Source organism: Pseudomonas fluorescens HK44 (genome assembly GCF_000217955.3).
In the GTDB taxonomy this organism is placed as follows: domain Bacteria; phylum Pseudomonadota; class Gammaproteobacteria; order Pseudomonadales; family Pseudomonadaceae; genus Aquipseudomonas; species Aquipseudomonas fluorescens_AQ.
Genome location: NZ_AFOY02000019.1, coordinates 498,659 through 511,239, shown reverse-complemented (window position 1 = coordinate 511,239; position 12,581 = coordinate 498,659). Strand labels below are relative to the sequence as shown.

Annotated in this window: 11 protein-coding genes and 2 pseudogenes; 8 read left to right on the top strand and 5 right to left on the bottom strand. The window is 58.9% G+C overall.

The features are described 5' to 3' along the window. Window positions 1–28 precede the first annotated feature (28 nt). On the top strand, window positions 29–916 hold the full coding sequence (rarD, locus tag HK44_RS24850; RefSeq protein WP_019693969.1) for an EamA family transporter RarD: 888 nt from the start codon (window positions 29–31) through the stop codon (window positions 914–916). A 215-nt stretch (window positions 917–1,131) separates the two neighbouring features. On the opposite strand, the gene HK44_RS24845 is transcribed toward rarD, so the two are convergent. Continuing rightward, window positions 1,132–1,650, bottom strand: a complete 519-nt coding sequence (locus HK44_RS24845) for a glycine cleavage system protein R (RefSeq protein ID WP_019693970.1) — start codon at window positions 1,648–1,650, stop codon at window positions 1,132–1,134. 474 nt (window positions 1,651–2,124) lie between these two features. Here HK44_RS24845 and HK44_RS24840 point away from each other — a divergent pair, with 474 nt between their 5' ends. Continuing rightward, a complete protein-coding gene (locus HK44_RS24840; protein ID WP_019693971.1) occupies window positions 2,125–4,302 on the top strand; it encodes a malate synthase G in 2,178 nt (725 codons plus the stop codon). Window positions 4,303–4,359: 57 nt separating this feature from the next. Here the strand turns inward: HK44_RS24840 and HK44_RS24835 are convergent, their stop codons facing one another. Further along, window positions 4,360–4,806, bottom strand: a complete 447-nt coding sequence (locus HK44_RS24835; protein WP_019693972.1) for a response regulator — start codon at window positions 4,804–4,806, stop codon at window positions 4,360–4,362. Window positions 4,807–5,058: 252 nt separating this feature from the next. Between HK44_RS24835 and HK44_RS24830 the strand changes: the two genes are divergently transcribed. The 4 genes and pseudogenes from HK44_RS24830 to HK44_RS29955 all read left to right on the top strand — a co-directional run. Beyond that, window positions 5,059–6,999: a putative nucleotidyltransferase substrate binding domain-containing protein gene (locus tag HK44_RS24830; RefSeq protein ID WP_019693973.1), complete on the top strand. Its 1,941-nt coding sequence runs from the start codon at window positions 5,059–5,061 to the stop codon at window positions 6,997–6,999. Continuing rightward, window positions 6,996–7,703, top strand: coding sequence for a 3'-5' exonuclease (locus HK44_RS24825; RefSeq protein ID WP_019693974.1), 708 nt, complete (start codon window positions 6,996–6,998; stop codon window positions 7,701–7,703). The genes HK44_RS24830 and HK44_RS24825 overlap by 4 nt, the downstream gene beginning before the upstream one ends. Before the next feature lie 179 nt (window positions 7,704–7,882). After that, window positions 7,883–8,512 carry a glutathione S-transferase gene (locus HK44_RS24820; RefSeq protein ID WP_019693975.1) on the top strand — a complete coding sequence of 210 codons (630 nt, stop codon included), beginning with the start codon at window positions 7,883–7,885 and terminating at the stop codon, window positions 8,510–8,512. A gap of 124 nt (window positions 8,513–8,636) precedes the next feature. Further along, window positions 8,637–8,953, top strand: a pseudogene (locus HK44_RS29955) (RHS repeat-associated core domain-containing protein); the annotation flags it as partial. Between the two features lie 594 nt (window positions 8,954–9,547). Here the strand turns inward: HK44_RS29955 and HK44_RS24810 are convergent. After that, complete coding sequence (locus HK44_RS24810; protein ID WP_019693977.1) at window positions 9,548–10,051, bottom strand: ATP-dependent zinc protease family protein; 504 nt, start codon at window positions 10,049–10,051, stop codon at window positions 9,548–9,550. Between the two features lie 163 nt (window positions 10,052–10,214). Between HK44_RS24810 and HK44_RS24805 the strand changes: the two genes are divergently transcribed. Further along, entirely contained in the window at window positions 10,215–11,144 is a 930-nt protein-coding gene (locus HK44_RS24805; protein ID WP_019693978.1) for an acyltransferase, read from the top strand. Here the strand turns inward: HK44_RS24805 and HK44_RS24800 are convergent. Then, window positions 11,103–11,663, bottom strand: coding sequence for a DUF2780 domain-containing protein (locus HK44_RS24800; RefSeq protein WP_019693979.1), 561 nt, complete (start codon window positions 11,661–11,663; stop codon window positions 11,103–11,105). The genes HK44_RS24805 and HK44_RS24800 overlap by 42 nt on opposite strands. A 127-nt stretch (window positions 11,664–11,790) precedes the next feature. On the opposite strand from HK44_RS24800, the pseudogene HK44_RS29950 reads away from it, so the two are divergent. Beyond that, window positions 11,791–11,994: pseudogene (locus HK44_RS29950) on the top strand (acyltransferase); the annotation flags it as partial. On the opposite strand, the gene HK44_RS24795 reads toward HK44_RS29950, so the two are convergent. Further along, complete coding sequence (locus HK44_RS24795; RefSeq protein ID WP_019693980.1) at window positions 11,953–12,516, bottom strand: DUF2780 domain-containing protein; 564 nt, start codon at window positions 12,514–12,516, stop codon at window positions 11,953–11,955. The pseudogene HK44_RS29950 and the gene HK44_RS24795 sit on opposite strands and share 42 nt — an antisense overlap. Window positions 12,517–12,581: the final 65 nt, after the last annotated feature.

Here is a 12,581-nt window from a genome sequence, read left to right as displayed (position 1 = left end):
TTGTTAGCTGCCTAAGCAAGGATTCTGCATGCAAGCCGCCAACCCGCGTCGCGGGTACCTATTGGGCCTGAGTGCCTACATCATCTGGGGATTGTTCCCGCTCTACTTCAAAGCCATCGCCGACGTACCTGCCGTGGAAATCATCATCCACCGGGTACTCTGGTCGGCGCTGTTCGGCGCCTTGCTGCTGATGGTCTGGAAGCACCCGGGCTGGTGGCGTGAACTGCGCGAGAACCCACGGCGGCTGGCAGTCCTCGCACTGAGCGGCACATTGATTGCAGCCAACTGGCTGACCTACGTCTGGTCGGTGAACAACGGACGTATGCTTGAGGCCAGCCTCGGTTACTACATCAACCCGCTGGTGAACGTGCTGCTGGGCATGTTGATCCTTGGCGAACGCTTGAGACGCCTGCAGTGGGTCGCTGTCGGGCTGGCCACCGTTGGCGTCGCGCAGCAGGTCTGGCAAGTCGGCAGCCTGCCGTGGGTGTCGCTGGTATTGGCGCTGACATTTGGCTTCTATGGATTGATCCGTAAACAGGCTCCGGTCAAAGCATTGCCCGGGCTGGTGGTGGAAACCTGGATGCTGGTGCCGATTGCCCTTGCCTGGCTGCTCTTCAACCCCACAGCGAGCAGCGCACAAGCGGCGTTCTGGAGTACGTCTGAAGCCTGGTGGCTGGTCGCCGCCGGTCCGGTAACGCTGGTGCCGCTGGTTTGCTTCAACGCTGCGGCACGGCATCTGCCCTACACCACTCTCGGCTTCCTGCAATACCTGGCGCCGACGCTGGTGCTGCTGCAAGCCGTACTGCTGTTCGGCGAGCACCTGTCGTCCACCACGCTGGTGGCCTTCATGTTTATCTGGGCAGGTCTGGCGGTTTACAGCGTCGACGCCTGGATGAGTTTGCGTCGGCGCCGCTGATCAAAAAACGCACAACACCTTACAGGCCACGGTTGACGTGGCCTGCAAGCATCCTTCCCAAGGTTATCCACAGCGTGATCCCCGCCGTTTGTGCACAAGCCCTTGAAACTGCTGGTTTTTTGATCAATCCCTGATGAGCCCCGGCCCGCGGGGGCTGGCGACGTATCTCTACAGGTTATCCACAGGCAGGTGCACGCTTTACTTGGATAACCCGTTTACGGCTCGCTGCGCAGCACCAACTCCACCATCAAATCATCGGCCAGGGTCTCCAGCCGCGACTGCAGCACGTCCAGTGAAAGGGTCAACGGCACCGCAAGAATCGCTTCGGCGTGGAACAGTGGCTCGCTGCTCATCGGCGCCGGACGTACGTCGGTTACCAGGCGTTCAAGGTTGACCCCCTGCTCACTCAGCAAACGCGTGATGTCCCGGACTATTCCCGGCCGGTCGTTTCCGACCAGCTCCATGGCAATCGGCTTCCAGGTGCAGGATTGCTCGATACTGCTTTCGGCGATCAGCACCCGAATCCCTTGAGCGGACAACGCCTGAAGTGCATCGACCAGTTCGTCATAGCCCTCGGCTGGCACGCCAACCCGAAGGATCCCGGCAAACTGCCCGGCCATCCGAGACATGCGGCTCTCCAGCCAGTTACCACCATGCTCGGCAATGCATTGGGCGATGCGCTCGACCTGGCCGGGCTTGTCCGGGGCGAATACGGTGAGTACGAGGTGATCCATGGCACAGCCCTCTTGTCATGACTTTTGTTATAGAAAGGCAAGTATAGGCAAGGAGGCCAATTCAGCGCGGCAGCAAAAAAATCAAAGCTCCATAGCAGTGAATTCAATATTATGTGTACAAGTTTTTAGATTTATCTGGAACAATCCAATAGTTTTTTGAGAACATCCTGTCCCCCGGCGTGACCGGACTGCCTGGCCGGGTCGCTAAACGACGTAATTAGTCTAATTTTCACAACCGCAATTCATCATGTAGTATGCCGCAGCGCGCACTACATAACGTTGGATCGATGTCTGCCCAGGCGCCATCGCAACCCTCAAAGCCCTGTCAGAACGGCGTTATGCCGTTGATTGGAACCACCCAGCCGCCAGCAATGGCATGTACTGGTAGAGGGGTTTGTGGTTTAAATGGCCAGAGGCTTCATTGTCAAATTGAAGAGCTGAAAAGCGAAATAGCTGAGCAGAGTGAGGCAAGCAATGACTGAACACGTTCAAGTCGGTGGCCTGCAGGTCGCCAAAGTCCTGTTCGACTTCGTGAACAACGAAGCCATTCCCGGTACCGGCCTCACCGCCGACAAGTTCTGGGCCGGTGCCGACAAGGTCATCCACGACCTGGCGCCGAAGAACAAAGCCCTACTCGCCAAACGCGACGACCTCCAGGCGAAAATCGATGCCTGGCACCAGTCCCGTGCTGGTCTTGCACATGACGCTGTGGCCTACAAAGCCTTCCTGCAAGACATCGGTTATCTGCTGCCAGAAGCGGCCGATTTCCAGGCAACGACGCAAAACGTCGACGACGAAATCGCCCGTATGGCCGGCCCACAGCTGGTGGTTCCGGTCATGAACGCCCGCTTCGCCCTCAACGCTTCGAACGCCCGCTGGGGTTCGTTGTACGACGCGCTGTATGGCACTGACGCCATCAGCTCCGCCTGCGGCGCGGAAAAAGGCAAAGGCTACAACAAGGTTCGCGGCGACAAGGTCATCGCCTTCGCCCGCGCCTTCCTCGACGAAGCCGCGCCATTGGCTGCCGGCTCTCACGTCGATTCCACCGGCTACAAGATCGTTGACCGTAAACTGGTGGTCGCACTTAAAGGCGGCAGCAACACTGGCCTGCGCAACGACGCACAGCTGATCGGCTTTCACGGCGATGCGGCGGCGCCGACCGCGATCCTGCTGAAAAACAACGGCCTGCATTTCGAAATCCAGATCGACGCCAGCACACCGGTCGGCCAGACCGACGCCGCCGGCGTCAAAGACATCCTGATGGAAGCCGCGCTGACCACCATCATGGACTGCGAAGACTCCGTGGCCGCCGTCGATGCCGATGACAAAGTGGTGATCTACCGCAACTGGCTCGGCCTGATGAAAGGCGATCTGTCGGAAGAAGTCGTCAAGGGTGGCAAGACCTTTACCCGCACCATGAACGCCGACCGCACCTACACCGCCCCAGACGGTAGCGAACTGAGCCTGCACGGCCGCTCGCTGTTGTTCGTGCGCAATGTGGGCCACTTGATGACCATCGACGCGATCCTCGACAAGAACGGCAACGAAGTTCCGGAAGGTATCCTCGACGGCCTGGTCACCAACCTCGCGGCGCTGCACAGCCTCAACGGCAACACCACCCGCAAGAACAGCCGTACCGGTTCGGTCTACATCGTCAAACCGAAAATGCACGGCCCGGAAGAAGCGGCGTTCACCAACGAACTGTTCGGACGCATCGAAGACGTGCTCGAGTTGCCGCGCAACACCCTCAAAGTCGGCATCATGGACGAAGAGCGGCGTACCACGATCAACCTCAAGGCCTGTATCAAGGCTGCCAGCGAGCGCGTGGTCTTCATCAACACCGGCTTCCTCGACCGTACCGGCGATGAAATCCACACGTCCATGGAAGCTGGCGCGATGGTGCGCAAAGCCGACATGAAGGCTGAAAAGTGGATCGGCGCCTACGAAAACTGGAACGTCGACATCGGTTTGAGCACCGGCCTGCAAGGTCGCGCGCAAATCGGTAAAGGCATGTGGGCCATGCCCGACCTGATGGCCGCCATGCTCGAGCAGAAAATCGCTCACCCGCTGGCCGGCGCCAACACTGCCTGGGTGCCTTCGCCGACCGCCGCTGCATTGCACGCGTTGCATTACCACAAGGTTGACGTGTTCGCCCGTCAGGCCGAACTGGCCAAACGCGCACGCACGTCAGTCGACGATATCCTGACTATCCCGTTGGCACACAACCCCAACTGGACAGCAGAACAGATCCAGAACGAACTGAACAACAACGCCCAGGGCATCCTCGGTTATGTGGTGCGCTGGATCGACCAGGGCGTGGGCTGTTCGAAAGTGCCGGACATCAACGACGTCGGCCTGATGGAAGACCGTGCGACGCTGCGTATCTCCAGCCAGCACATCGCCAACTGGCTGCGCCATGGCATTGTCAGCCAAGCTCAGGTGCTGGAAACTCTCAAGCGCATGGCGCCGGTGGTTGACCGCCAGAATGCCAACGACCCGCTGTACCGCCCGCTGGCGCCGAACTTCGACAGCAACATTGCCTTCCAGGCAGCGGTCGAACTGGTGATCGAAGGTACCAAACAGCCAAACGGCTACACCGAGCCGGTGCTGCACCGTCGTCGCCGCGAGTTCAAGGCTGCCAATGGCCTGTGAATAAGCGTTAGCGACATGAAAAAGCCCTGATCGAGAGATCAGGGCTTTTTTTGTTGATCAAAAGATCGTCCCCAGTTGATGCTTGACCAGTGCCAACAGCTCTTTGCTATCGATGGGCTTGAGCAGAAAATCCACCACGCTCAAGTGCATGGCATCAATGACATCTCGGGCCTGGGCGTCACCGGAAACGATGATAATCGGCAATGCCGCCCGTTCCGACTCACGCACTTCGCGGACTAGCTCCAGACCATCGATGTGACGCATCCGCAAATCCGTGATGAGCAAACCGATCGACTTGTTCGAATTCAACAGTTTGAGAGCGCTTTCGCCACTGGCTGCCGTCATGCACCGGATGCCGTCCAGAGCAAGAATCTCCGAAAGCAGCTCCCGCGTGTCCTTGTCATCATCGACGATCAGCACACGCTGTGCTGGCAAATCCGGTTCGTGCATGACTGCACTCAGCGCTTCACGCTCGGCATCACTCAAAATATCGTGGTCGGACATAAATCTCTCTACATGTTCAGATTAATCCCCTAGCACCATAGTCGGACATCGCTAAGCAGAACCTAAATGTGCGCTTCGCCGAATAGTTTTCCAAGTGGGCTAACCAGCGGTTTTGCGCATTAATAGCGTAGGGTATTTCCGAAATCTCGCTTCCTGCACCGCGACCTAGACTTACGTCCAATGGGCACTCTTCACGCAGGGGTCGACCATAGCAGTCACTCCGACAACAACAAATCGAAAAAGACTGCGGTAATGGTTATGAGTAAAGCGGACGCCTTCACCCAGGCAGGGAAAACAGCGGTGTTGCAGAACATCCAGGGCACCTTGCAGTTCCTTCAGCGTTTCCCGCCGTTCAATCAGATGGAACACGCGCACCTGGCCTACCTGGTCGAACAATGCCAACTGCGCTTCTACGGCCCGGGCGACAGCATCATCAAGCCTGCGGACGGACCGGTTGAGCATTTTTACATCGTCAAACAAGGCCGGGTGGTCGGCGAACGTCCGCATACGACCAAGGGTGGCACCGAGACCACCTTCGAAATCACCACCGGCGAGTGTTTCCCCCTCGCCGCACTGTTGGGTGAGCGCGCGACCCGCACCGAACACCTGGCTGCCGAAGACACCTTTTGCCTACAGCTGAACAAGCAAGCCTTCATCAAGCTGTTCGCCATTTCCAGTACGTTTCGCGACTTTGCCCTACGCGGCGTCAGCAGTCTGCTCGATCAGGTCAACCAGCAAGTCCAGCAAAAAGCCGTGGAAACCCTCGGCACCCAGTACTCGCTCAATACCCGCCTCGGCGAATTGGCCATGCGTCATCCCGTAACCTGTAGCCCTACGACTCCACTGCGTGAAGCCGTGACCCTGATGCACGAGCAACAGGTCGGCAGCATTGTGGTGGTCGATGAGCAGAAAGCCCCGCTGGGGATTTTCACCCTGCGCGACTTGCGTCAGGTGGTCGCCGATGGCACCAGTGACTTCAATCAGCCCATCGATCGGCACATGATCCACGCGCCGTTCTTCCTGACGCCGGACCACAGCGCGTTCGATGCAGCCATTGCCATGACCGAGCGGCACATCGCCCATGTCTGCCTGGTGAAAGACCAACGCTTGTGCGGCGTGGTCTCGGAACGCGACCTGTTTTCCCTGCAACGCGTCGATCTGGTGCACTTGGCACGCACCATTCGCAGCGCGCCACGGGTGGAAAACCTGGTGGCGATACGCGGTGAAATCGGCCAACTGGTCGAGCGCATGCTCGCCCACGGCGCGTCCTCGACCCAAATCACCCACATCATCACCTTGCTCAACGATCACACCGTGTGCCGGGTCATCGAGCTGACGCTGGCCGATAAAGGCGATCCCGGCATACCGTTCAGCTGGCTGTGCTTCGGCAGCGAAGGCCGCCGCGAGCAGACACTGCACACCGATCAGGACAACGGCATTCTCTTCGAGGCGCGCGATGCGGTGCAGGCGGCCGAGATTCGCAGCAAGTTGTTGCCGATCGCCCAGCAGATCAATCAGAGCCTGGCGCTCTGCGGCTTTACGCTGTGCAAGGGCACTATCATGGCTGGCAATCCGGAGCTGTGTTTGTCCCGCGCCGAATGGGCGCGGCGTTTCGCGGCGTTTATCCGCGAAGCAACGCCCGAAAATTTGCTCGGGTCGAGTATTTACTTCGACCTGCGGGTGGTCTGGGGCGATGAACAAGGCTGCGAGCAATTGCGCCGCGCGATTCTCGATCAGGTGGCAGACAATCGGCTGTTCCAGCGCATGCTGGCCGAAAATGCCCTACGCCAACGCCCACCTGTTGGGCGTTTCCGCGAGTTCGTGCTGGAGAAAAAGAACGGTGAAAAAGCCACTCTCGACCTGAAAGTCCAAGGGCTGACCCCGTTTGTCGACGGTGCCCGGCTTTTGGCGCTGGCCCATGGCATTGGGGTCAACAATACGCTGGAGCGCTTTCGTCAACTGGTGGCCAAAGAAATCATCGACCCGCTGGACGGTGCGGCCTATGAAGAGGCCTATCACTTCATCCAGCAAACCCGCATGCAGCAGCATCAGCGACAGACCCGTGAGAACTTGCCCTATTCCAATCGGGTCGATCCGGACAGCCTGAATCAGCTGGACCGGCGAATCCTGCGTGAGTCCCTGCGCCAGGCTCAACGCCTGCAAAGCAGCCTGACCCTGCGGTATCAGCTATGAAGCTGTTTTCCTGGCTGCGCCCCGCAGCGCTGACATTGACGGTCGCGCAGCAACAACGCCTGGACCAACTGCCAAGCGCCCCGACGCTGGGCGAATGCAGCCTGCGCGAGCAACGCTGGGTGGTGGTCGACCTGGAAACCACCGGGCTGAACCTGAACAAGGACGTGGTGCTGTCGATCGGTGCCGTGGTGATCGAAGATGGCGCGATCGATTTCAGTCAGCAGTTCGAGCAAACCTTGCAGCGCGGCAACCATAAACTCGGGCCTAGCGTGTTGCTTCATGGCCTGGGCCCAAGCGCGATTGCCGCTGGCAGTGATCCGCGGGACGCGTTGCTGGATTTCATGGAGTTCGTCGGTGACAGTCCGTTGCTGGCGTTTCATGCCCCGTTCGACCAACACATGCTCGGTCGCGCCCTGAAGGACAGCCTGGGTTATCGCTTGCAGCATCCTTTCCTTGATGTGGCCGACATGGCGCCACTGCTGTGCCCACAGGCGAACATCCGCGAAGCCGGACTGGACGACTGGATCAACTGGTTCAAGCTGCAAGTCTTCGAGCGCCATAACGCCAGCGCCGACGCCATGGCCACGGCTGAATTGGTGTTGATCCTGTTCAACCGCGCGCGAATGCAGCAGATTCACAGCCCACTGAATCTGCAACAGCGGTTGAGCCAGTGGAAACGTCGGCAGCAAAGCCATTCCTTCTAGGTGTTCAGCGCCTGTTCTGACGTCATCGCGGGCAGCCTTGCTCAGACAACACGCGAACCTGAGCAAGGCTTGCCCGCGATAGCGATCTTGTCAGCACCACTAAACCCTCGCCAGCCGCGTTGGAACTTACTAGGCTAGATCTCTTGCCTATGCTCCCTGAATACAGCCGAGGAATGTCCATGTCCGCCCCCAGCATGACCTTGTTCCACAACCCTGCTTCGCCTTACGTGCGCAAAGTGATGGTGCTGCTGCACGAAACCGGTCAACTGGACCGCGTGGCGCTGCAACACAGCCAACTGACCCCGGTCAGCCCCGATGCCGCGTTGAACCAGGACAACCCGCTGGGCAAGATTCCGGCGCTGCGCCTGGACGACGGTAACGTGTTGTACGACAGCCGGGTGATCCTCGAATACCTCGATCAGCAACATGTCGGCAACCCGCTGATCCCTCGCGAAGGCTCGGCTCGCTGGCGGCGCCTGACCCTGGCTGCGCTGGCCGACGGGATCATGGACGCCGCGGTACTGATCCGTTACGAACTCGCCCTGCGCGCGCCGGAGAAACACTGGGACCAATGGCTCGACGCCCAGCGCGACAAAATCCGCCGGGCTCTGGCGGTGCTGGAAGCCGACGCCATCGCCGAGCTGACCAGCCATTTCGACGTCGCGGCCATCAGCGTTGCCTGTGCGTTGGGTTACTTGGATTTGCGCCATCCGGATCTGACATGGCGCGACGCTAATCCGCAGTTGGCAGCATGGTATTTCGAGGTCAGTCAGCGGCCTTCGATGCTGGCAACGATGCCGAAACTTTGAGGCTAGCGACACCATCGCACTAGCAGTTCTGATAGTAGGCAAACCCTGAAAAAGCTCCGATGCTGATAGTCTGGTTTTATGGACCTTGCTCGGAGCTCAGCCAATGTCTACGCACTCACGCAAAACAATCCTGTTGGCAACCGATCAGCAGCGCTCAGTGTTGATCGCCCTCGACGAAAATCGACCTCATCCCATCGCCTACACACCTTATGGCCATCGCCCACACGGGAACGGTTTGTTGAGCCTGCTCGGGTTTAACGGTGAAATGCCGGACCCGCTGACCGGGCATTATCATTTGGGCAATGGGTATCGGCAGTTCAACCCGGTGTTGATGCGGTTCAACAGCCCGGACAGTTGGAGTCCGTTTGGGAAGGGGGGGTGAATGCATATGCCTATTGCGCAGGTGAACCCGTCAACCGGGATGACAGAACCGGGCATATGTTCAAATTGCCGCTAAAAACACCACCTATAAAAGGTAGCCTTACTAACCGGGTCGCTTCCCCCAAAAACGCACTGCTGCCGATAACCGAGATTATTGAACCTTCAACAACTAAAGGAACAACGAGCATTGTCGCCAAGCAACTCGCAACCCCCGACATCGCTTCGAACACGACACCCATACAGAAAAAACACCCCCCCACACTCTCAAGCACTACCGACGTCGAGTTTCGTAATTCACTCCACCGAGCAGCCGAAGAGGGAAATCCCATTAGCCTGACCGCTAACAATTCAGGGACGGCACCTACGCCCGCGACGGTTCCTAAGGTGAGACCGACACGCTCGCGAAATACGCATGTACTAGGTGGCAATAGAGACTTTCTGGAACTAAAAATCAAAGCATCAAAATCTGCCGAAATACCCAATCAATCCAAGGGAATTCGAGATGTCTGACTTTCATCAAATTTTTTCCAATTGATGACCGACGTCAGAAGGGTTGCAGTCTTATACGAGAAGCGCCTGGCATGCCGAAGTAAGCCAGCGGCCGTCGATGCTCGCGACTCGGCCACCGGTTTGAATTTGCAGTAGCCGCGGGAATCAGCAGTCGGGTTTATCCGCCACAAACCGCCGCGCCGGGTTCACCGCCGCGCCAAACTCACGCAATGCCTTGGCACCGATCAGCAGCGGGTAATTGAAACTGCTGCGGTCGGTCAGGTTGACCTCGACCGTGCGCTTGATGCTGCCCAGGCACAGCTCCAGCTCGACGACCGGACGCTTGGCGACGTCCGCCGTGTCCTTTTCATCTTCCTCGTCGGCGCGGCTTTTGATTTTGCTGATCCGCAAGACTTTGTGTTCGAAAACCTTGCTGCTTGCATCCTTGGTACCCAGACGGAAGCGCACCCAGTCTTCGCCATCGCGGGTGAAGGTTTCGATGTCTTTGGCCGACAGGGAAGCCGTCAGCGCGCCGGTGTCCATTTTGGCCTTGAGGACCTGGCCACCGATTTCCGGCAGCTTGATGTATTCGTAACGACCATAAAGGGTCGGCTCGGCTGCCATGACCGGCAGGGCCACAAGGGCTAACAATGCGAGGATGGATTTCACGTAATGGATTCCCTGGGAGTAGGACGACGGGATTTTAGACCGCCGTTGTAATGATCGTTCGAGCATACCCAGACAAAAGTGAAACATTCGTCAGCCACCCGGATTTGGCCTCTGGGCCGAAGCTGCTTATCATTGCGCGCCCAAACGCTTTCAAGAGTTATTTATGCGCCGCCTGCTCACCGGCTGTTTCGTCACCTTGCTGCTGTTACTCAACACCCTGGTCCTGTTCGGCCCGTTGATGGTGTTTGCCCTGCTCAAACTGCTCTTGCCGGGGCGCTTGCGTGATGATGCCAGCGCGGCGGTGATGTGGCTTGCCGAAACCTGGGCCGAAATCGACAAGCTGATTTTCGCCCTGTGCATCCCCACACACTGGGACATTCGCGGCGGCGAGGGCCTGCGGGTCGACACCTCGTATCTGGTGATCAGCAATCACCTGTCCTGGGTCGACATCCCGGCGCTGATCCAGACCCTCAACCGGCGCACGCCGTTCTTCAAGTTCTTCCTGAAGAAAGAGCTGATCTGGGTGCCGTTTCTGGGCCTGGCCTGGTGGGCGCTGGATTACCCGTTCATGAAGCGCTACAGCAAAGCTTTTCTGGCCCGCCACCCGCAATTGCACGGCAAGGACCTGGAGATCACCAAAGCCGCCTGCGAGCTGTTCAAGCGCCAGCCGGTGAGTGTAGTCAATTACCTGGAAGGCACCCGCTTCACGCCGGCCAAACGTACCGAACAGCAATCACCCTTCAAGCACTTGCTCAAGCCCAAGGCCGGCGGCGTCGCATTTGTATTGGCGGCGCTGGGTGAACAACTGGATGCGGTGCTCGATGTGACCGTGGTGTATCCACAGGCAAAGATTCCGGGGTTCTGGGATCTGATCAGCGGCGCGGTGCCAAGGGTGATCATCGACATCAGGACCCGTGAGCTGGATCCTGCGTTGTGCCGGGGCGATTACGAAAACGATCCGGCGTTTCGCCAGAGCGTCCAGAACTGGGTCAACCAACTCTGGACCGAGAAAGACTCACGCATCGACGCGTTGCGCGCCGAGCGGGCTGAATCAACCGTCGGCGCCCCAGATCCCGCCAAGGCTATTGAGTAGCGAACCGCCGACACCCTGCTGACCGAGGAATTGCAGCAGGATCGGGGTGAACTGGCCGATCATGCCGCCGTCCATGCCCAGCGCGCTGAAGGCGCTGTTCAGGTCATTGGTGTTCTTCACGTTGTCCAGGTTGCCCAAGGCGCTTTCCAGTGGCGACTTGCCGGAGGAACCGCCGAGCAGCCCGCCCAACATCCCCAGACCACCGCCAGCCGACAGCATGCCCAGCCCCGGCGCGTCCTGGGTCAACTGTGAATAGTCGGTCGAGCTCAACTGGTTTTTCGCCAGACCGAGCATGGCGCTCGTGCCACCGATGGCCTGTTCCGGGGTGACGTTCAGCACACTCAGCGCGCTCAACAAACCGGCTGTTTGTGAAGTCGGTGCAGCGGCAGCCGTCTCGTCGTCGTCCTGCATGCCGGACACAACACCCGCCACATCGTTCAGGCTGAAGCCGGCAGCGAAGACCGGGCTGGTCGCCAGGGTCATGAGCGAAGCCAAAGCAAAACCGCGTGAAATCTTCATCGAAACCAACTCCTGAACCCTGAAAGCCACCCGAATGCGGGCGGAAAACTGCTGGTTTGACCGGAATGGGTCAGGCATTGTTCCGTGGCTACGCCACCCTTTTTAGCACTGCCAGGCGAAGATCCAGAAGGCGATCATCGACATCAAGACCCGTGAGCTGGATCCTGCGTTGTGGCAGGGTGATTACGAATACGATCCAGCGTTTCGCCAGAGCGTCCAGAGCGGGGTCAACCAGCTCTGGACCGAGAAGGGCTCACGCCTCGACGCCTTGCGCGCCGAGCAGGTTGAATCAGCCGCCAACGCCCCAGATCCCGCCGAGGCTGTTGAGTAGCGAACCGCCCACGCCCTGCTGACCGAGGTATTGCAGCAGGATCGGAGCAAACTGGCCGATCATGCCGCTGTCCATGCCCAGCGCGGTGAAGGCGTTGTTCAGGTCACTGGTGTTCTTGACGTTGCCCAAGGCGCTGTCCAGGCCTGCCGACTTAGCAGGCGAACCACCGAGCAGGCCGCTCAAGCCACCCAGGCTGCCCAATGCATTGCTGCCCGATAGCTGATCAAGACCCGGCACTTTATTGGTCAACTGAGAATAATCGGCCGCGCCCAACTGATTCTTCGCCAGCCCCAACATGGCTCCCGTGCCACCAATCGCCTGCTCCGGCGTGACGTTCAGCGAACTCAGCGCACTCAACAGGCCTGCTGCCTGCGGGGTCGGTGCGGCGGCAGCCGTCTTGTCGCTGCCCTGCATACCGGACACGGCACCGGCCACATCGTTCAGGCTGAAGCCTGCGGCGAAGACCGGACTGGTCGCCAGCGTCATGAGCGAAGCCAAAGCAAAACCGCGGGAAATCTTCATCGAAACGAACTCCTGAAACCTGAAAACCACCTGCAATCAGGTGGCGGAAACCAGCCGTTTAACGG